The 22217-nt window shown below is 74.2% G+C and carries 3 protein-coding genes (1 of these 3 running past the window's edge); all 3 read right to left on the reverse strand.

Translation table 11 applies throughout. From position 1 onward, the window contains the following. Tightly spaced (each overlapping or abutting the next), the 3 genes in view from OG286_RS06380 to OG286_RS06390 form a layout consistent with a single transcriptional unit that may run on beyond the window. The gene (locus OG286_RS06380; RefSeq protein WP_405364857.1) at positions 1 to 9501 is read right to left on the reverse strand and encodes an SDR family NAD(P)-dependent oxidoreductase; all 9501 of its coding nucleotides are present in this window, start codon (positions 9499 to 9501) and stop codon (positions 1 to 3) included. Continuing rightward, positions 9494 to 17986: an SDR family NAD(P)-dependent oxidoreductase gene (locus OG286_RS06385; protein ID WP_405364859.1), complete on the reverse strand. Its 8493-nt coding sequence runs from the start codon at positions 17984 to 17986 to the stop codon at positions 9494 to 9496. The genes OG286_RS06380 and OG286_RS06385 overlap by 8 nt, the downstream gene beginning before the upstream one ends. Continuing rightward, positions 17983 to 22217, reverse strand: partial view of an SDR family NAD(P)-dependent oxidoreductase gene (locus OG286_RS06390; RefSeq protein ID WP_405364861.1) — the 3' end only. The gene runs 9658 nt beyond the window's last position; the window shows 4235 of its 13893 coding nt (coding positions 9659–13893); the start codon falls outside the window, past its right edge; its stop codon occupies positions 17983 to 17985. The genes OG286_RS06385 and OG286_RS06390 overlap by 4 nt, the downstream gene beginning before the upstream one ends.

Below are 22217 nucleotides of genomic sequence, written 5' to 3' on the forward strand. Positions count from 1 at the left end.
TTACGAGTTACCCCCCTGAGCCTTGACCAGGCCGAGCTGGTCGAACGTGCCGGAAAGAAGGACGTCGAGGGCCGCCATGCCGTCGGCGGGCTCGATCGAGGCCGCGCCGGCCCTGCTCATCCGCTCCTGGTACTCCTGCGAGGCGACGATGCCGACGCTGCCCCAGTAGCCCCAGTTCATGGTCTTCACCGGGGCGGAGAGAGCGGAGCCGAGCCGGTGGGCGTAGGCGTCCTTGAACACGGAGCCGGCCACGTAGTTGCACTGCCCGGGCGCCTTGAGGAACGAGTTCATCGAGGAGAAGAAGAGGACGAAGTCCAGAGGCTCGGTCCGGAAGACCTGGACGAGGCGCACGCTGACGTCGACCTTGGCGGTGACGGCGGCGCGGAAACGCCCCTCGTCCATCCGCTCCAGGCTCTGGTCGAGCAGGACGATCGCCGAGTGGATCACGCCGTGGACGGCCGGGTGGCTCTGCTTGATGCGCTCGTACGCGCCCTGCAGTGACTCCCGGTCGGCGGCGTCGGCCTGTACGTACCGGGGCTCCGGGCCCAGCCGGCCCAGGCGCTCCAGCTTCTCGCGGATCGCCGCGTCCTCGGCCCGGCGGCCGATCCAGACGACCTGCGCCCCGTAGGTGCGGATCATGTGCTCGGTCCACGCCTCGCCGATGCCGCCCGCGCCGCCGATCACCACGTACGTGCCGCCCTGCCGGTACACCGGGTGGGCGCCCGGCGCGGAGGTGTCGGCCGCGACGCTCTCCCGGATCGGGAGGAGCGCCTGCTGGTACCAGCGCCTGCGGCGGTACGCCCAGACGCTGCCGCGCTCCTCGCAGGGCAGCGCGAACAGCTCGGCGAGCGGCCAGTCGTACCCCTTGTCGAGGTCGGCCAGGCGCACGTTCCAGCCCGGGTACTCCTTGGCCGCCGAGCCCAGCAGGCCGTGCAGGCCGGCATGGGTCGGGTCCACGGTGTCGCTGCGCCGCACCGGCAGGCTCTGCTCGGTGACGACGGTCAGGTCGAGCGTGCGGCGGCCGTAGCCGAGGCTCAGCAGCGCCTTCAGCGTGCGGAAGCAGGCGTAGAGGCCGCCCTCCTGCGCGTCGACCAGCGCGTCGTCGGTGACGCCCGGCGGCGTCTGCTGGGGAGCCAGCCAGACCAGGTGGGCGAGCGGGCCGCCGGCCTCGTCGAGCCGGGCGGCGATCGTCTCCACGGTGTCCGCGGGGCCGACGGGCAGGCGCTCGGCGGTCGGGTGGACGGTGCGGATCCGCTCCCAGTGCTCCTCCGTGCCGCCGGCCACGAGGACGCGGCCGTCCGGCGCGGCGGGCGTCTGCAGGGCGGGCTTCGGGACGACGTCCCAGACAGGCTTCAGCAGGATGTTCGCCGCGGCCGCCGGGGCGGAGGCGGGTGCCCCGGCCGACGGGGCCCGGGCGGGTGCCACGGCCGCGGGCGCGGGCGCGGCCGGCACGGGTGCGGCCGGCACGGGTGCGGCCGGCACGGCCACTGCGGGCGCGGGAACGGCTGCGGCGGGAGCGTCGGTGCCGTCCTCGGCGGGCGTGAACCAGTAGCTCCCACGGGCGAACGGGTACGTGGGCAGCGGGACGCGGCGGGGTCGCCCGTCCGCGTACAGCTGTGCCCAGTCGACGGCCGTCCCGGTCACCCAGAGCTCGGCCAGCCGCTCGCACTCCGCCGCGGACGGGGTGCCGCCCGGGGCGGGCGGGGGGACGTGCACGGCGCCCCTCCCCCGGACCTTCTTGGCCTGACCGGTGTGGACACCGCCGGCCCGGCCGCCCTCGGCGAACCGGCTCAGCTTCTCCGCCAGCTCCCCGGGGGTGGCGGCGACCAGCGCCAGACGCTGCGTCATGGCCTCGCGGCCCAGCTGGAGCGAGTACGCGAGGTCCTTCGGGTCCAGCGACGGGTGCGACCGGACGTGGTCGCCGAGGCGGGTGGCGGCCGTCCTGAGCTGCTCCTCGCTCCTCGCCGACAGGACGAAGAGGCGGGGGGCGTGCAGCGGCTCCGGCGCCGTGTCCCCGGCGGCCTCCTCGTACTCCTCCAGGACCAGGTGGGCGTTGGTGCCGCTGAAGCCGAACGAGCTCACGGCCGCACGCCGCGCCGTGCCGGCCTCCGTCTTCCACGGCGTCAGCCCGGTGTTGACGTAGAACGGCGAGCGCTCGAAGTCGAAGTGCTCGTTGTGGCGCTCGAAGTTCAGCGTCGGCACGAGGTGCTTCTGCTGCATGCAGAGCACGGCCTTCTGGATCGAGGCGATGCCCGCGGCCGCGGAGGTGTGCCCGAGGTTGCTCTTCACCGAGCCGATGGCGCAGTACCCGACCTTGTCGGTCTGCTCGCGGTAGACGGTGGCCAGCGCCTCCAGCTCGATCGGGTCGCCCAGCTTGGTGCCGGTGCCGTGCATCTCGACGTAGCCGATGCCGGCCGGGTCGATGCCGTGGCGCCCGTAGACGTCGCGCTCCAGCTCCATCTGGCTCACCACGCTCGGCGCGGTGATGCCGTTGGTCTTCCCGTCCTGGTTGATGCCCGAGCCGAGGATGACGCCGTGGACGTGGTCGCGGTCGCGCACCGCGTCGTCGAGCCGCTTCAGCACGAGCGCGCCCACGCCCTCGCCCGGCACGAAGCCGTCGGCGCCGTTGTCGAAGGTCTTGCAGCGGCCGTCCGGCGAGAGCATCCCCGCGCCGCACATGCTGATGTACGCCTCGGGGCTCAGGTAGAGGGTGACGCCGCCGACCAGGGCCATGTCGATCTCGCCGCTCTTGAGCGCCTGGGAGGCCAGGTGGGTCGCGACGAGCGAGGAGGAGCAGGCCGTGTCCAGGGCGATGGCCGGGCCCTTGAGGTTGAGGAAGTAGGCGATCCGGCCGGCCGTGATGGCGTTGCTGTTGCTGGTGGCCGAACTCGCGTCCGCACCCTGCTTCTGCATGAGCATGCTGTACTCGTTGCTCATGATCCCCAGGTAGACGCCGCACTTCTCCCCGCTCAGCGCCCGCGGGTCGTACCCCGCGTCCTCGAAGGCGTGGTACGCCTCCTGGAGGAAGATCCGCTGCTGCGGGTCCATCGCCTCGGCCTCGGCCGGCGGGATGTTGAAGAACAGCGGGTCGAAGACCTCGATGTCGTCGAGGACACCCATCGACCGGCAGTAGACCTTGCCCTTCTGGCTCGGGCGCGGGTCGTAGTACTCGTCCACGTCCCAGCGGGACTTGGGGATCTCCCGGACGCAGTCGCGCCCGTTGGCCAGGTTGTCCCAGTACTCCGCCAGGTTCTCGGAGCGCGGGTAGCGGCCGGCCATGCCGACGATCGCGATCGCGTCACCGCGGCGCGGGTCGGCGGCGCGCGCCTCGGCCCGGGCGGGGGCGGGGGCGGGCGCGGAAGCGGCCTGCTGCACCACCACAGGAGCCGCCACGGGCTCGGCGGCGGGCACGGGCTCGGCGGCGGGCACGGGCTTCGGCGTGGGGGTCGGCAGGACGGCGGGTGCGGCCACGGGGGCCGGTGCGGCGACGGGGGCGGGGGCAGTCAGCCCGCGAAAGGGACGCCCCTGAGGGGCGCCTCCCTTCCCCAGCTCCCGGAGGATGCAGGCCGTCAGCTCCTGGACGGTCGGGTGGTCGTAGAGCCTGGTGGCGGGCAGGTCCAGCCCGTACTGCTTGTTGATCGCCTTGATCCACTCCACGCCGATGATGGAGTCGAGGCCGAAGTCGGTGAAGCTCCGGTCGAGGTCGAGCTCGTCCTCCGACACGTACAGGGCGGCGGCCAGGCTGCTCAGCAGGTCCGCCTGGACGTCCTCCTCAGAGAGCGCCGGCTGCGGCTGCTCCGCCGGCACGACGGGCGCGACGGCCACGGGCGCGACGGCGGCAACCGGCGCGGCCGGGGGCGCCGCCGGGGCGGGCGCCGCGGTGCGCAGCACGTTGTGCAGGTAGGCCGCCAACTGGCGGACGGTGGGCGTGTCGTAGAGCCTGGTCGCGGCCAGGTCGAGCCCGTACTGCTTGTTGATCGCCTTGATCCACTCGACCCCGACGATGGAGTCCAGCCCGAGGTCGGTGAAGTTGGTGTCGGTGTCGACGTCCTCCTCCGCCATGTACAGGGCCTGGGCGAGGCTTGCCGCCAGCTCGTCGACGAGGGTCTCCTCGTCCGGGCCGGCGAACGCCGCGGCCACCGGGGCGGGCGCCTCAAGCGGAGCCGGGGCCGGGGCGGTGGCCGGCGCGGGCGCCGGGGCGGCGGCGGCCGCGCCCACGGGCGCAAGGGTCACCGCCGGGGCGGGACGCCGCACGGGCGCCGGGGCGGACGCAGTGGCCGGCTCGCCGCCGAGCGGGGCGAGGCCGATCCCCCGCGGCTTCGCGACAGTGCGGGAGCCGCCCGACGGGAGGGGCGCGGTGGCGGTGACGGCGGGCCGCACCGGCGCGACAGGCTTCAGCGCGACGGGCCCGGCCACTGCGCCGGCGGCCGGGACCACGGCGGCGGGCGCGGCAGCGGAGACGGCGGGCGCGGTCACGGCCGGGGCGGCCGGCGCGGACGCCGGGGCCCAGAACCGCTTGCGGGCGAACGGGTAGGTCGGCAGCGAGACCCGGCCCGGCAGCGGCGCCGGGTAGAAGCTCCGCCAGTCCAGGCCCAGCCCGTTGACCCAGAGTTCGAGCAGCTTGCCGAACTTCCGCTTCCGCACCCAGGCCTCGATGGTGTGCGCCATGTCCTCGTCCTCGGCGAGGAAGAACACGGCGTCCTTCGCGCGCTTCACGCGGCCCCGGTACACCTCACCGACGGCGTCCTTGCCGTCCAGGTGGTCCCGCAGCCGGGCGAGCAGTTCCTCGGCGGAGCCGGCCAGGAAGGCCAGCCGCTCGTCCAGGTGCTCGCGCCCGGTCTGGAGCGTGAAGGCGATCCCGGGCACGTCGGCGTCGCCGATCCGCTCCTCCTGCGCCCAGTCGAGGAGCCGCTGCGCCTGCTCCCGCAGCTGTTCGGCGGTGCGCGCGGTGAGCACGACGACGGACGCCAGCGGCTGCCCGGCCGGGTCGGTCTCCGCCGGGCGGGCGGCCGGGACGTACTCCTCGACGACGACGTGCGCGTTGGAGCCGCCCGCGCCGAAGGAGGAGACACCGGCGATGCGCGGGTACTCGCGGGGGCCGTCGGCGGTGTCGATCACCGGCCGCTCCCAGTCCGCGAGTTCCCGCTGGACGCGGAAGGGCGTCCCCTCGAAGTCGATGTGCGGGTTGAGCACCTCGGAGTGGAGCGAGGGCGCCAGCTTGCCGTGCTTCAGCTGCAGCAGCACCTTGGTCAGCGCCGAGATGCCGGCCGCGCTCTCGGCGTGCCCGATGTTGCTCTTCACCGAACCGATCGCGCAGAACTGCCGGTCGTCGGTGTGGCGGGAGAACGCCTTGGTGAGGCCGGCGATCTCGATCGGGTCGCCGAGCGACGTCCCGGTGCCGTGCGCCTCGACGTAGCTGACGGTCCGCGCGTCGACGCCCGCCTTGTCCAGGGCGTGCGCGATCACACCGCTCTGGGCGGTCGGGTTGGGCACCGTGTAGCCGTTGGTCCGGCCGCCGTGGTTGACCGCGGTGGCCTTGATGACGCCGTGGATCCGGTCGCCGTCGGCGATCGCGCGGTCCAGCGGCTTCAGCAGGACGGCGCCGACGCCCTCGCCGGGCACATAGCCGTCGCCGCCCTCGCCGAAGCTCTCGCACCGGCCCTTGCTCGACGCGAAGCCGGTCTGCCCGAGCAGCCGGTACTTGTTCGGGTGGAGCGACAGGTTGACGCCGCCGGCGACGGCGACCTCGCAGTCGCCGAGCTGCAGGCTCTGGCAGGCGAGATGGAGCGCCGTCAGGGAGGAGGAGCACATGGTCTTGAGCGTGATGCTCGGGCCCTGCCAGTTGCAGAAGTACGAGACCCGGTTGGCGATGTTCGCCGCGTTGCCCGGGATCACCCGGCCCTCGGCCATCGCCTGCTCGGTCGCGCCGTACAGCTGGTACTCGTCGTACATCGCACCGACGAAGACGCCGACGTTGCCCTCGACGCCGTTCGAGCGGTGCCGGAGGAGGTCCTGCCGCGTGTACCCGGCGTCCTCCAGCGTCTCGTAGACGCACTCCAGGAACAGGCGCTCCTGCGGGTCGGTGAACTCGGCCTCGCGGGGCGACATGGTGAAGAACAGCGGGTCGAACCGGTCGACGTCGTCCAGGAACCCGCCCCACCTGTGCGAGGTCGTACCCGGCTCGGCCGTGTCCTCGGCGGAGTGGGCGCGGTGGTCCCAGCGGTCCGCGGGCACCTCGGTGATGCTGTCCCGGCCCTCGGCCAGGTTGCGCCAGAACTCGCGGAGGTCGCGGGCCTGCGGGTAGCGGCCGCCGAGGCCGATGACGGCGATGTCGGCGCTGCGCGGTGCGACCGCCGCACGGGGCTCGGACGCGACGGCGGGCGCCGGAGCCGCCGGGGCCCCGACCGCGGCGGCGGGCACGGACACGGGGGCGGGCACCGCAGCGGGCACCGCAGCGGGCGCGGGAGCCGCGGCCGGCACACCCAGCAGCTCCGCCAGCCGCTCCCGGTGCGCGTCGACGAGGTAGCCGGTGAGCTGCTTGATGTCGCGGTACTCGAAGAAGAGCGTCTTCGGCAGCCGGCCGAAGACCTCCTCCAGCTTGGCGGTCAGGTTCATCGCCATCACCGAGTCGATGCCGTACCGCTCAAGCGGCAGGTCGGCCTCGATGCGGTGCGCGGGCACCTTGAGCGCGCCCGCCAGCAGCGAGGTGACGTACCCGACGGCCCTGTCCTCCAGGCCGTCGTCCTGCCGCTCCGGTTCCGCGACGGGGATGTCGGTGCTCACTGGTCCTGTGTCCTCACCGGCCTGCTGCATCGTCAGCGCCTGCCTGATCCGGGCCACGTCGCCTGCGGCGACGAGCACTTGGTGGTGGTTCGTCTGGAGGCTGCGGGAGAGGGCCTCGATCCCGGCCGCGCGCTCCAGCAGGGAGATCCCGAAGCGGTCGCGGAGCACCGCCTCCGTGGCGGCGTCCGGGCGCATGCCGCCGTCCGCCCAGAGCGGCCAGTCGACGGAGAGCGTGCGGCCGCGCCGCAGTCCGGCCGCGACCAGGCTCTGCCGGTACTCGGCGAAGCCGTCCATGAAGGCGTTGGCCGCCGCGTAGTCGGCCTGGCCGGCGTTGCCGGTGACGGCGGCGCCGGAGGAGAACGCGACGAAGAAGTCGAGGTCCGCGTCCTTGGTGGCCTCGTCCAGGTTCACCAGGCCGGCGACCTTCGGCGCCAGGACGGCGCGGAACTCGCGGACGGGCTTCTTCAGGATGAAGTTGTCCTCGATCACGCCGGCGCTGTGGATGACGCCGTGGAGGTGCCCGGCGGTGCGCACGATCCGGTCCGCCAGGGCCACGACGGCGTCCCGGTCGGCGACGTCGAGCCGGGCGTAGGAGACGTCCGCCCCCGAAGCCCGCAGCCGCTCCACGATCCGCCGTGTCCGCGCGCTCTCCGGCGAGCGGCCGGCGAGGACGAGCGTGGCGTCCTTGACCTGGCCGGCGATCTCCTCGGCGAAGATCCGCCCGAGGCCGCCGAGGCCGCCGGTGACCAGGTAGACGCCGCCGGCCCGCCAGGGCGGGCCGGGGCGGGCCGCCGCGGGCTCCTCGGCCCAGGTCAGCACCTCGCGCCGGCCGTCGCGGTACCGGACGGCCGTGCCGGCGGCGTGGTCCTCGGCGGTGCCGTCGCCGGTGCCGGCCGGGGTGCGGCGCTCGGCCGCGAGCAGCGCGCGCAGGGCCTCCGCTCCCGTGGCGGCGTCCACGAGGACGACCTGACCGGTGATCCGCGGGTTCTCCAGGCGGGCCGTCCGCAGCAGTGCGCCCAGCCCGGAGAGGGCCGGTGCCTGTGGCCCGTCCGCCAGCAGGACCTGGACGAGCAGCTCGGACCGCGTGTTGTCGGTCAGGACCGCCTTCGTCCGCTCGAACACCTGGAGCGCGTAGTCGGTGTAGCGGCCGCCGAGGCCGGCCGCCGGGGAGGTGAGCACCTCCACCTCGCAGCCGCTGTCCGCGGCGATCGCGTCCGCGAGGGCGCCCGCCTCGGCGAAGACCAGGGTGCGGCGCGCCCCCACGGTCGCCGGCGCGGGCAGCGCCCGCTCGCGCCACTGCGGGGAGGCCAGGACGCTGCCCGCCGCGGGCTCGGACGGCACAGCCCGGACGGCGAAGCCGGTCAGGCGCACCCGGACCTCTCCCGCGTCGTCGCACAGGTCGAGGTCGAAGCGGCGGACGGAGGTCTCCTGCGGGCCCGCCGCGCTCGGGCGGATCCAGACCCAGAGACCGGGCGTGAGGGCACCGAACACCTCGACCCGGTCGACGGCGAACGGCAGCAGGGTCTGCTGCGGGGCGTCCGGGTCGGCGGCCGGCATCCCCAGGCAGGCCTGGAGCGCCGCATCCGTCAGGCCCGGGTGCAGCCGGGTGGCGTCCCAGCCCGGCTGCGCGGCGGCGGGGAGCACGAGGCGGGCCAGCACCTGGTCCGCGCCGACCAGCAGGTGGTCGATGCCGCGGAACGACGGGCCGTACTCGATCCCGGCCGCCGCGAACGCCGTGTAGACCTGGTCGGCGTCGAGCCTGCGCGCGCCGCACTCGGCCCGCAGCCGTGCCAGGTCGACCCGGCCGGGCGTGCCGCCGCCGGGCACGACCGTGCCGGTGCTGTGCAGGACCTGGGCCGTGGCCGGCCCGTCCGCGTCCTCGTCCGCGGCGAAGACCTCGAACCGGACGCCCTGCGCCTCGTCGGGCCGCAGCGCGACGTGGAGCTCGCGCGGGCTCCCGCCCACCCGGAACGGGCGGGCCCAGACCACGTCGGTGAGGGCCGTACCCGCCGACGGCGTCCGCCCGCCGGCCGCGGCCGCCAGCGCCATCTCCAGGTGGGCGACGCCGGGCAGGATCCGCTCGCCGCGGATCCGGTGGTCGCCGAGGAACGCCTCCTCGCCGGTGAACGTCGAGGTGTAGCGCTGCCGCCCGAACTGGGAGGTGTCACGGTGCACCAGCGGGTGCGGCGCCGCCGGAGCGGCCGCCGCGGGGCCGGCCTGCGCGCCCGGCTGCGCCTCGACCCAGTACCGCTCCTTGGCGAAGGGGTAGGTGGGCAGCGGGATCCGGAACGGCCGGTCGGGCGCGTACAGCAGCGGCCAGTCGACGGCGCAGCCGCCGGCCCAGGCCTGCGCGACGGCGGCGCGGTCCCCGGCCGCGATCCAGGAGCGGACGAGCGCCTTGCGGTCCTCGTCCTCCTCGTCCCAGGTCAGCTGCTCGGGGGCCCGGCCCCGGAAGAGGGCGGTGTCGCCGCCCCGCCCCAGGTGGGTCCGCAGGCCCCGCGCGACCGCGGTGGTGGAGTCGGCCACGAAGGCCAGCCGGTGGTCCATCGCCTCCCGGCCCACCTGGAGCGAGAAGGCCAGGTCGGTCAGGTCGAGCCCGGGTTCGTCCGCGAGGAAGGCGAGCAGGTTCTCCGCCGCGCTGTCCAACTGCGCCTCGGTCTTGGCCGACAGGGTGACGACGACGGCCGCCGAAGCGGTCCGCACACTGCTGTCACGCATTGCGATACTCCTCCAGCACGACGTGGGCGTTCGTTCCGCTGAATCCGAACGAGCTCACGGCAGCACGCCTCGGCGCCCGGCCGGCCTGGGGCTCCCAGGGTTCGAGGCGGGTGTTGACACGGAAAGGGGAATGGGCGAAGTCGAAGTGCTCGTTGGGCGTCTCGAAGTTCAGCGACGGCACGAGCAGGCCGTGACGCATGCTCAGCAGCGCCTTGTGCACCCCCGCGACCCCGGCGGCCGCCGAGGTGTGCCCGATGTTGCTCTTCACCGAGCCGATCGCGCAGGAGCCGGTGGGCACGCCCCGCTCGCGGTAGACGGTGCCCAGCGCGTCGAGCTCGATCGGGTCGCCGAGCTTGGTGCCCGTGCCGTGCATCTCGACGTAGCCGATGGACGCCGCGTCGATGCCGTGTCGGTCGTAGACCGAACGGACCAGCTCCATCTGGCTGTTGGCGCTGGGCGCGGTGATGCCGTTGGTCTTGCCGTCCTGGTTGGTGCCCGAGGCCGCGACGACGCCGTAGACGTGGTCGTGGTCGGCCTCGGCGTCGCCCAGGCGCTTCAGCACCAGGGCGCCGACGCCCTCGCCCGGCACGAAGCCGTCGGCGCCGTTGTCGAAGGACCGGCACTGCCCGTGCGGCGAGAGCATGCCCGCCTCGGACATCCCGACGTAGGTGTCCGGCAGCAGGTAGAGCGAGACGCCGCCGACCAGTGCGATGTCGATCTCGTGGCTCGCCAGCGCCTGCTGGGCGAGGTGCAGCGCCACCAGCGAGGACGAGCAGGCGGTGTCGATCGCGATCGCCGGGCCCTTGAGGTTGAGGAAGTAGGCGATGCGCGAGGCGGCGATGGCGTTGCTGCTGCTCGTCGCGGCGTTGGTCTCCGCGCCGTTGCGGAACACCAGGAAGCTGTACTCGTTGCCGCTGATGCCCAGGAAGACGCCGCACTTCTTGCGGCTGAGGGACTGCGGGTCGTAACCGGCGTCCTCGAACGCCCGGTAGGCCTCCTGGAGGAACAGCCGCTGCTGCGGGTCCAGCCCCTCCGCCTCCAGCGGCGAGATGTTGAAGAACAGCGGGTCGAAGCAGTCCGCGTCCTCCAGGTAGCCCAGCCACTTGCAGGTGGTCCTGCCCTTCTGGCCGGGGCGCGGGTCGTAGTACTGCGCGACGTCCCAGCGGGACGGCGGCACCTCGCGGACGGAGTTGCGGCCGTTGCTGAGGTTGTCCCAGTACTGGCGGAGGTTCTCCGCCCCGGGGTAGCGCCCGGACATGCCGATGACGGCGGCCCGGTTGCCGGTTCGGACGGCGGGCGGTGCGGCCTCGCGCGCGGCCGGGGCCGGGGCGGGGGCGGGCGTCGAGACGGCGGGCGTCGACACGGCGGGTGCGGGGGCGACGGGGGTGACCGGGGCGGCGGGGGCGGCCGGCGCGGGCTCCGCCGAAGCGGCGGGCGCAGCGGGCGCGACCGGAGCGGGCGCCGGGGCCGGCTGGACGGCGGCGGGCTCGGCCGGGGCCGGGATCTGCGTCTCCAGGTGGCCGGCCAGCTCGCGCAGCGTCGCGTAGTCGTACAGCCGCGTCGCCGTCAGCGACGTGCCGTACATCCGGTTGATCGTCTTCACCCACTCGACGCCGATGATGGAGTCCATGCCGAGCTCCACGAAGTTGCGGCCGGCGTCGATCTCTCCCGACTCCAGGAACAGGGCCTCGGCGAGGCTGCTCCTCAACTCGTCGATGAGGACGGACTTCGGGCGCACCAGCCGGGCCACGACGGGCGCGGGCTGCGCTGCGGCCACGGGCGCGGGCCCGGCCACGACGGGGGCGGGCTCCGCCACGGGCGCGGGCGCGGGCTCGACTACCGGCACCGGCGCCGGTGCCGGTGCCGGTGCGGAGGCCGCCATCTCACCGTTCAGGAAGTCCGCGAACTCCCGCACCGTCGGGTAGTCGTAGAGCCGCGCGGCCGTCAGCGCGGTGCCGTACTTCTTGTTGAGAGTCTTGATCCACTCGACCCCGACGATGGAGTCCAGGCCCAGCTCGATGAAGTTGCGGTTGAGGTCGATGTCGCTCTCCGGCAGGTACAGCGCCTCCGCGAGGCCGGCCCGCAGCTCCTGCCGCAGGACGCTCGTGGACCGCACCGGCGCGGCCGGGGGCTGCACCGCAACGGCGGAGCCCGCGGCAACCGGGCTCACAGCCGCCGGGCCCGCCACCACCGGGCTCGCGACCGGCGCGGGCCGCTCGGCCGGGCGGCCCAGCTCGCCCAGCCGGACGTTGCGCGGCTTGGCGACGGGCGAGGTGGGCGCGGACGCCTTCACACCCGGGCTCTGCAGCACGATCTTCGCCCGTCCGGCGGTGCCCGCCTTCACAGGCGCAGCGGGGGCGGCGGGAGCAACAGGTGCGGCGGGAGCCGGCGCCACGGGAGTCAACGCCACCGCAGCCACCGGGGCCACCGGCTCCGCCGCCACGGGACGCTGCTGCGTGGCCCAGTACCGCTTGCGCGAGAACGGGTAGCCGGGCAGCGCCGTCAGGTGCGGCCGCTCGCCCGCGAAGAGCTTCTGCCAGTCCGGCGTGGCGCCCTGGCAGTAGAGGGCGCCGAGGGCGGCGAGCACGTCGCGGTGCCTGGCCGCCGGAATGCCGGCCGCCGCGAGCTCGGTGAGCAGTGCCTGCGCCTGGATGTCGAGCAGCGAGCGGTCCTTGCGGTCGCGCGGCACCTCGCCGCGGCGGACCGTCGGCAGTCCCTCGCCGCCCGCCGCCGCGTCCAGCGCGGCGAGGGCCTCGCCGGCGTCGCCGACGACGAGCGCGCAGCGGTGGGCGAAGTGCTGCCTGCCCTCCAGCAGGGTGTACGCGGCGTCGCCGAGGCGGGTGGCGTCGAAGTCACCCGCCCGCAGGGCCTCCCGCAGCTCCCGGATCCGCTCGTCCAGCGAGTCGGGGGTCTTGGCGGACAGGACGAGCAGCCGGGCCGGGGCCTCCGCGGTCGGCGCGGGGCGCACGGCGGCCCGGTGACTCTCCACGACCATGTGGACGTTGGTCCCGCTCATGCCGAACGAGCTCACCGCGCCGAGCCGGGTGCCCTCCGCGCCGGCCGGCCAGGCCCTGGCCGCCTTGTTGACGTAGAAGGGGCTTTCCTTCCAGGCGATGTAGTCGCTGTCCTGCTCGCAGTGCAGGCTGGCGGGGATGACGCCGTGGCGCAGCGACTGGACGAGGGCGATCAGGCTGACCACGCCGGAGGCGGCCAGGGTGTGGCCGACGTTGGTCTTGGTCGAGGTCAGCGCGCAGTACCCGGCCCGGCCGGTGCGCTCCTTGAAGACCTCGTTGAGCGCGTTGACCTCCACCGGGTCGCCGAGCCTGGTGCCGGTGCCGTGGGCGACGATGTGCTCGATGCGCCCGGCGTCGATCCCGTGCCGGCGGTAGACGCTGCGGTAGAGGTTGGCCTGGGCGGCGCCGTTCGGCGCGGTGATGCCGTTGGTGCGGCCGTCGTAGTTCATGCCGCTGCCGCGGATGACGGCGAGGACGTTGTCGCCGTCGGCCTCGGCCTGCGACAGGCGCTTCAGGACGACGACCGCGACGGCCTCGCCGAGCACCATGCCGTCGGCCCGCGTGTCGAACGCGTGGCAGACGCCGCTCTCGGAGAGCATGCCGGCCTTGCTCGTCTCGGCGAACACCCTGGAGGTGGTCGCCAGGTTGACCCCGGCCACCACCGCGGCGTCGCACTCGCCGCTGCGCAGGCTCGCGCACGCCTGGTGGGCGGCGGCCAGGCCCGAGGAGCAGGCGGTGTTGATGGCGAGCACGGGCCCGGAGAAGTCGAGCAGGTAGGCCAGGCGCGAGGCCATGATCGCCTCGTGCTGGGCCGTGATGCTGCCCTCGCCCTGGGTCAGGTGCAGGTAGTCGCCCTGCTCGGCGCCGACGAACATGCCGATCTGCTCGTCACGGAGCCGGCGCTCGCCGTAGCCGGCGTCCTCCAGGGCCCGCCAGGCCTCCTGGAGCAGCAGCCGCTGGCGCGGGTCCATGCTCTGCGCCTCGCGCGGCGAGATCTCGAAGAACGCGGGGTCGAACTCGGCGATGCCGGGGACGAATCCGACCCTGGTCCGCTCCGGGTCCTGGGCCTGCGGGTCGCTCCAGTCGGCGCGGCGGTCCTCGGGGACGGGCGACAGCACGTCCCGGCCCCGCTCCAGGATGCTCCAGAGCTCGTCCACCGACCGGGCGGCGGGGAAGCGGCCGCTCATGCCGATGACGGCGATCGCCTCCGGGCCGTCCTGCTCGCTGCGCCGCCGGGCCGGCGCGGGCCGGGCCGCGCGCTCGGCCTCGGGGGCCGCCGTGACCTCGGGGGCCGCGGCGGCCGGGCGCTCGGGCCGCGCCGTGTAGCGGGCCCGCAGGGCCTCCTGCTGCTCCGCCACCAGGTGCGCCACCAGCCGCTGAGGGGTGGGGTGGGAGAAGAAGACCGAGGGCAGCACCTCGAAGCCGAAGTGCCGGCTCATGGCCTCGGCGAGCTTCGCCAGGTTGACGGAGTCGAATCCGAGGTGCGAGAGGTTCTCGTCGGCGTGGATCTGCTCGCGGGGTACCCGGAGCGTCTCACCGATCATCGTTTCCAGGTCCGACAGGACAAGGGCGTCGAGGTCCACGTGCTCCGATCCCGGGACAAGCGCGGTGTGCGCGGTGGTGGTGGCAGGTGCGGCCGGTGCCGCGGGTACAGCGGGTGTGGCGGGCCGTTCTCGGCCGGCGGGCGCCCGGTCCACGCCGAGCAGCCGCCGGACGCGGTCCGGTTCCCCGGCCAGGACGAGCTGTTGGGTCGAGCCCTGCCCCAGCAGCCGTTCGAAGAGCGCGATGCCCTCCTCCCGGTCGAGCAGGCGCAGCCCGCTGGAGGCGAGGTACAGCTCGGCGCCCTGCGCGTCGGCGAACCCCATGCCGCCGTCGCGCCACAGCGGCCAGTTGACGGCGACGGTCGCGCCGGAGAGCGACCCCTGCCGCACCAGTTGGTCGCGGTGCCGGGCGTAGGCCGTCTGGAAGCGGTTGCCGACGGCGTAGTCGCAGCTGCCGAAGTCACCGAGGACGGCCGAGGTGGACGAGAAGTAGCAGACGAAGTCGAGGGGTTCACCGGCGAGGACCTCGTCCAGGACGAGGGTGCCGTCCACCTTGGAGGCGAGCCGGTCCCGGAACTCCCGGGCGTCGCTGGTGAGCAGGCTGCCCTGCCCGGCGACGCCGGCGGCGTGGATGACGCCGTCGATCGCCCCGAAGCGCTCGTGGGCCGCGGTCACGACCGCGCGCACGGCCTCCCGGTCGGCGACGTCGGCCCGGCCGTACAGGACTTCGCCGCCGAGCGCCTCGATCCGGGCGATCAGCTGCTCCCGGCGGGCGTCGAGGGGCGAGCGGCCGGTCAGCACCAGGCGGGCGGAGCGGGTCCGGGCGAGGTGCTCGGCGAAGAGCAGGCCCAGGCCGCCCAGGCCGCCGGTGACGAGGTAGGTGCCGCGCTGCTTGAGGAGGTCCTTCCCGGCGCCGGGGGTGCTCGGCCGGACCTTGCTGACGTGGCGGACGCCGCCGCGGTACAGGGCGCTCGCCGGCTCGGCGGCGGTCAGTTCGTCCAGGAGACGGGCGAACCAGTCCCCGGGCGCCGTCCGGCCGTCGCCGTCCCGGGCGTCCTCCAGGACGGCGGTGAACCCGACGCCCGAAAGCACCCGGCCGAGGGAGCGCTCGAAGCCGAGCCAGGACTCCAGGTACGCCTCCTCCGTCCCGTCACGGAACTCCCCGGCCTGAAGGATCCGCCGGACCGTCAGCCCGGCTGCGGCCACGGCCCGGAGGAGGTGGACGGTGGCGGGGTAGGCGGCCGGGCCGGCGCCGTCCGCCGGCGCCCACAGGTTGAGCAGGGCGTCGACCGGGCCGTACTGCGCCCCGATCTCCTCGAAGGCGCGGACGCAGTCGCCCGCCTCCCGGGCGTCGACCTCGTAGGAGTGGTCGGAGGTCTTCCGGAAGGCCTCGCCCCTGGTCACGAACACCAGCGTGGTGGCGGGGTCCAGGCTGCGGGCGGCGCGCGCGAGCTCCTCCTGGACGTCGCGGTCCGCGCAGAGGCAGACCAGGGTGCGCGGCGCCGCGGCCGGGCCGGCGGGCAGTGCCTCGGGCTCCCAGGACTCCGTGAACACCAGCGCGGGCGGGGCCTGCTCCACGGGGGTGCCGGCCACCGCCGCGGCGGTGCGCGAGGTGTCGATCCAGTAGCGGTCCCGGCTGAACGGGTAGGCGGGCAGGGCGATGCGCGCCGGAGCCTCGCCGTCGTCCAGCCCGGTCCAGTCGACGGTGACGCCCCTGACCCACAGGTCCAGCAGCGTGGCGAGGTCCCGGCCGGCGAGCGCGTCGTCCAACCGCTCGTCGGCGGCGAGCCGCGCGAGGGCCTCGGAGTCCCCGCTCGCCCGGCCGCGGACGAGGCCCTCGGCCTCCTCGCCGGCGGCGAAGGCCGTGAGCCGCGCGACCAGGCCCGGCAGGGAGTCCACCACGACGCCGAGCCGCTCCCGCATGGCCTCGCGCCCCACCTGCAGCGTCCGGGCGAGCGAGGGCAGGTCGGCGTCGGAGAGGCCCTTCGCCTCGATCCAGTCGGCGAGTCGGCGCGCCTTCTCGGCCAGGCGGTCGGCGCTGCGGGCGGAGAGCACGACCAGGACGGGCGCTCCGGAACCGGTCTCTGCCGCGGCCGCGGGCTCCGCCCGGTACTCCTCGACGACCAGGTGGGCGTTGGACCCGCCGGCGCCGAAGGAGGAGATGCCGGCGATCCGGGGCAGCTCCCGCTCGGCGCCGTCGACCGTCAGGACGGGCCGCTGCCAGTCGGCCAGGGTCTGCTGGACGGTGAAGGGCGTGCCGTCGAAGTCGATGTGCGGGTTGAGCTCGGCGGAGTGCAGCGAGGGGGCGAGCTTGCCGTGCCGCATCTGCAGCAGGACCTTGGTCAGGCCGGAGATGCCCGCCGCGCTCTCGCCGTGCCCGATGTTGCTCTTGACCGAGCCGATCGCGCAGAACCGGTCGTCCTGGGTGTGCTGCCGGAACGCCTTGGTGAGCCCGGAGATCTCGATCGGGTCCCCGAGCGCGGTGCCGGTGCCGTGCGCCTCGATGTAGCTGACCGCGCGCGGGTCGACCCCGGCCTGCTGCCAGGCGTCGGTGATCGAGCGGGCCTGCGCCAGCGGGCTGGGGACGGCGTAGCCGTTGGTCCGCCCGCCGTGGTTGACGGCGATGCCGCGGATGACGCCGTGGATGCGGTCGCCGTCCGCGACGGCCCTGGCCAGCGGCTTGAGCAGGACGGCGCCCACGCCCTCGCCCGGCACGTAGCCGTCGCCGCCCTTGCCGAAGCTCTCGCACCGGCCCTTGCTGGAGACGAACTTGCCCTGGCCGAGCATCAGGTACTTGTTGGGGTGCACCGACAGGTTGACGCCGCCGGCGAGCGCCACCTCGCACACACCGGACCGGATGCTCTGGCAGGCGAGCTGGATGGCGCTGAGCGAGGAGGAGCACATCGTGTCGACGCTCATGCTCGGGCCGCGGAAGTCGAAGTAGTAGGAGACCCGGTTGGCGACGGCCGAGGGGTTGCCGGAGAGCGCCACCGGGCGCCCGAGGGCCTGCTCCTGGGCGCCGTAGAGCTGGTACTCCTCGTACATCACGCCGACGTAGACGCCGATGTTGGGCACCGCACCGTTCTCCGAGGGCGCGTTCAGGCCGGCCGGCGTGTAGCCGGCGTCCTCGACGGTCTCGTAGGCGCACTGCAGGAAGAGCCGTTCCTGAGGGTCCATCAACTCGGCCTCGGAGGGCGAGATGTGGAAGAACAGTGGGTCGAACTCGGCGACGCCGTCGACGAATCCGCCCCACTTGCTGTACGTCTTGCCGGGCGCGTCCTTGTCCGGGTCGAAGTAGGCCCGGTGGTCCCAGCGGTCCGCCGGGATCTCGGTGACGCTGTCGCGGCCGGCGGCCAGGTTGGCCCAGAACTCGTCCAGCGTGCGGGCCTGCGGGTAGCGCCCGGAGAGGCCGATGATCGCGATGTCGAGCCCCCGCGACGCGTCCGGCCCGGCCGGAGGCGCCGGCTCGGGCGCGCGGGCCGGCTCGGGTCGGCGGGCCGGCGCGGGCGCCTCGAACCGCGTCGCCCACCGGCTCGACGTCAGGGGCTTGCGCGGCACGGCACCGCCCGGCACCCCCTTGGCCTGCGCGGTACCGCCCGGCACCGCCTTGCGCGGCCGGCCGGCCGGGGCGGGCGTCTCCTCCTCGGCGCCGCCGAGGAGGCGCAGCAGCGCCGGCCGGTGGGTGGCGAGGAGATGCCGAGCCAGCCCGTGGAGGTCACGGAACTCGAAGAAGAGGGTCTTCGGCAGCGACCCGAGGACGGCTTCGAGCTCTGCCGTCATGGTCATCGCCATGACCGAGTCGATGCCGAAGCTCTCGAACGCCCGGTGGGCGTCGACCCGGCCGACCGGCACCTTGGTGGCCTGGGAGAGCAGGCCCTTGAGGTACGCGGTCGCCTTCGCTTCGAGCTCGTCGTTGTCGTTGTGCGTCACGGATTCGTCCCGACGGCAGAGGTGACAGGGAGGGTCTGGTGCGAGGCAGGCGAGGCAGGTGTTCCAGGTGGTCCGGACGGGTCGGCGGCGGTGACCATCACCTGGCTGTGCGGGGAGTTGAGGATGCGGTGGAACGCCGTGACCCCTTCGGCCGTCCCCAGCGGGACGACGCCGTGGCGCGAGCGCAGCAGGGCCTCCGTCTCCGCCGTGACGTGCATGCCGCCGTCGGCCCAGAGCGGCCAGTTGACGGACTGGCTGTGCCCGGCGCGCTCGCCGCGGGCGACGAGCTCCTGCCGGTACCAGGCGTAGGCGTCGAGGAAGGCGTTGGCCGCCGCGTAGTCGACCTGGCCGACGTTCCCGGTGGCACCGGAGACGGACGAGAAGGTCACGAAGAAGTCGAGCGGGAGGGAGCGGGTCGCGGCGTCGAGGTTCACCACGCCCGACACCTTGGGTGCCAGGACGTCGCGGAACTCCTCCGCCTGCTTGCGCAGGATGAAGCCGTCGTGCGTCACGCCGGCGCCGTGGATCACGCCGTCGATCCGACCGCACCGCTCCAGCGTCCGCGCGACCAGCGCGTCGGCGTCGGCGCGGCTCGCCGTGTCGGCCTGCTCGTAGTACGCGGCGCGGGCGCCGAGGGCCACCAGCTCGTCGAGCGTGCGGCGCTTGTCCCGGTCGGACGGGGAGCGCCCGCTCAGGACCAGGGTGGCGTTCCCGGTCTGCGCGGCGATCTCCCGGGCGAACACGAGGCCGAGCGCCCCCATGCCGCCGGTGACCAGGTACACCCCGTTCTCCTTCCAGGGGAGCGGAGTGGCGGACGCCGTGGCGTCCTCGGCCCAGACCTGCACCTCGCGCCGGCCGTCGCGGTAGCGCACGAGGGCGTCCTCCGGGTGGGCGCGGTTCTCCAGGATCCGTCCGACGGCCGTCGCCGGGGTGTCGGCCGGGTCGAGGAGAAGCAGCTGGCCGGTGACGTTCGGGTTCTCCAGCCCGGCCGTACGGAGCATCGCGGCGAGGCCGGCGAACGGGAGTGCGTCCGGGCCGCCGGCGAACGCCAGCTGGAGGTGGGCCTTGCCGGCCGTACCGCGCACCTCGGACTTCAGCCGCTCCAGGAGCTGCACCGCGTAGCCGGCGTACCGGCCGTCGAGGGTCCCGCCCTCGGGGGTCAGGACGACGACCTCGCTGTCGTCGCTGCCGCGGAGCAGCTGCGCCGCCTCGGGCAGCCCGGCCAGGAGCACCGTCCGCCGCGCGCCGTCCACGGTGGAGGGCCCGTCCTGCGCGGGCCTCGCCTGCCACGACGGGTAGGAGAGTGCCGCTGCGCCGGGGATCCTCGCGGGATCGACCGGAATATGAGGCAACGTCACTTGAGGAGACGTTACATGATCACCAGTCGACTCCGGGATGGAAATCGGATCATGATTTTTTGTCAGATCCAGCGTGCGGAACGACAGCCCGCCGATGCGTACACGGACGCATCCGTGCTGGTCGGCCAAGTCCACGTCGAGCTTGCGGGTGGCCGCGTCGCCGCCCTGGTCCGCGCTCGGACGCACCCACGCCCACATCGCGTCCGTGCAGACGTCGAGGACGAGGACGTCGTCCACGGCGAACGGCACGGCGAGGCCGGAGCCGTCCGCCGCCGCCCCCTCGGCGCCCGGCCGACCGAGGACGCCGACACAGGCCTGGAGCGCCGCGTCGAGCAGGCTCGGGTGCAGGGTGAAGTCGCCCTCGGTGCCCCGGAGGACGTCCGGCAGCGCCAGCTCGGCCAGCGCCTGCTCCGGCCCGGTCCGGATGTGCCGGACGCCCCGGTGCGCCGGCCCGTAGGCGATCCCGGCCGCCCGGTAGAGCTCGTAGCACTCCTCGGCGGAGAGCCCGGGGAGGTCGCAGGCCTCCCGCAGGGCCTCCAGGTCGAGCACGGTCTCCTCGACGCCCTCCACGAAGTAGAGGGCCCCCTCGCTGTGCACGACGGGCTCCGCCCCCTCCGGGGAGCTGTAGGCCCGGAACCGGATGTCGCCGTCGGCCTCGGGGTGGAGGCCGACGTGCAGTTCCTGCGGCCGGTCGCCGACCCGCAGCGGCTGCGCCAGCACGATGTTGCGCAGCGCCACCGGCGCGGACGGCCCGACGGCCGTACGGCAGGTGAGGCAGGCGGCGGCGACCGCCATCTCCAGGAACGCCGTGCCGGGCATCGTCCGGGAGCCCTGCACGACGTGGTCGCGCAGGAAGTACTCCTGGCCGGTGAAGACCGAACTGAACCGCTGCTCCGCGAAGTCCGAGGTGTTGGCCTGCACCAGCGGGTGCAGCCGGCCCGGGGCGTGCGGGGCCCGCGCCACGACGGGCGCGCCGTCGAACGGGAAGCAGCGCTCGCGGGCGAACGGGTAGGTCGGCAGCGCGATCCGCCGGGGGGTGCCGGCGCCGTGCAGCAGCCGCCAGTCCAGCGGCACGCCGTTGGCCCACAGTTCGAGCAGCTTCTCGTACTTCCCCTTGGCGGCCCAGGCCGCGATCATCGCGTCGAGGTCGGTGTCGGGGTCGAACAGCGAGAGCACGCCGCCGTCGCGGGTGGCGGTGCTCCGGACGACCTCCTCGCCGCCGGCGCCGTCGTCGAGGAAGTCCCGCAGCTTCGCCGCCAGGTCGGGCACCGACGTGGCGAGGACGCCGAGGCGCTCCTCCATCGCCTCGCGGCCCACCTGCAGGGTGTGGGCGACGTCCGCGAGGGCGAGCCCCGTGTGCTCCGGGCGCTCCAGCCAGTCCAGCAGGTTGCGGGCCTGCGCCCGCAGCTGCTCCGGCGTCCGCGCCGAGAGCGGGACGACGGCGGGCTGCTCGTCGCCGGCCGGGGCCGGTTCAGCCGTCTCGGGCAGGTACTCGGCGATGACGATGTGGGCGTTGGAGCCCCCGGCGCCGAAGGACGAGACGCCGGCGACCCGCGGGGCCGCGGTGCCCGTGCCGTCGGCCGGCCCGGGGCTCGGCCAGTCGGCCAGCTCCCGCTGCACGACGAACGGCGTCTGCGCGAAGTCGATGTGCGGGTTGAGCGTCGTCGCGTGCAGCGAGGGGGCGAGCTTGCCGTGCTGGAGCTGGAGCAGGACCTTGGTGATCCCGGCGATGCCGGCCGCGCTCTCCGCGTGCCCGATGTTGCTCTTCACCGAGCCGATCGCGCAGAACTGCCGGTCGTCGGTGTGCTCGCCGAACGCCTTCGCCAGCCCGGCGATCTCGATCGGGTCGCCCAGGGCCGTCCCCGTGCCGTGCGCCTCGACGTAGCCGACGGCGCGCGCGTCCACGCCCGCCGTCGCCAGGGCCCGGCCGACGACGTCCGACTGGGCCTGCGGGTTCGGTACCGAGTAGCCGTTGGTCTTGCCGCCGTGGTTGACGGCCGTGCCCTTGATGACGCCGTAGATCCGGTCGCCGTCCGCGACGGCCTTCGCCAGCGGCTTGAGCAGGACGGCGCCCACACCCTCGCCCGGCACGTAGCCGTCGCCGCCCGCTCCGAAGCTCTCGCAGCGGCCGTTGGTCGACGCGAACCTGCCCTGGCTGAGCAGCAGGTACTTGTTCGGGTGCAGCGAGAGGTTCACCCCGCCGGCGACCGCCACCTCGCAGTCGCCCCACTTCAGGCTCTGGCAGGCCAGGTGGACGGCCGACAGCGACGACGAGCACATCGAGTCGACGCTCATGCTCGGGCCCCGGAGGTCGAAGTAGTACGACACCCGGTTCGCGATGGACGCGGGGTTGCCGGCCACCGCCAGCGGCGTGCCGCCGAGCTGCGCCTGGGCGCCGAGGAGCTGGTACTCCTCGTACATGACGCCGACGAAGACGCCCACCCGGCCGTCGAGCACGTTGCCCGTCCGGCCCTTCGCCGACGCCCGGGTGTAGCCGGCGTCCTCCAGGGTGTCGTGGACGCACTGGAGGAAGAGCCGCTCCTGCGGGTCCATGATCTCCGCCTCGCGGGGGGAGACGTTGAAGAACATCGGGTCGAAGTCGTAGGCGCCGTCGAGGAATCCGCCCCACTTGCTGTATGTCCTGCCGGGGGTGCCCGGGGCGGGGTCGAACACGGCGCCGACGTCCCAGCGGTCGGCCGGCACCTCGGTGACGCAGTCCCTGCCGGCGGCGAGGTTCTGCCAGAACTCCCGGACGTCGGCGGCCTGCGGGTAGCGCCCGGCCAGGCCGATGATCGCGACGTCGCCGCTGCCGGCGGCGGCGTCCCCGGCCGGGGCGGCCCCGGCCCGGGCCGGGGCCAGGGTGCGCCAGGTGC

It is taken from the genome of Kitasatospora sp. NBC_00039 (assembly GCF_045160625.1).
GTDB lineage: Bacteria > Actinomycetota > Actinomycetes > Streptomycetales > Streptomycetaceae > Kitasatospora.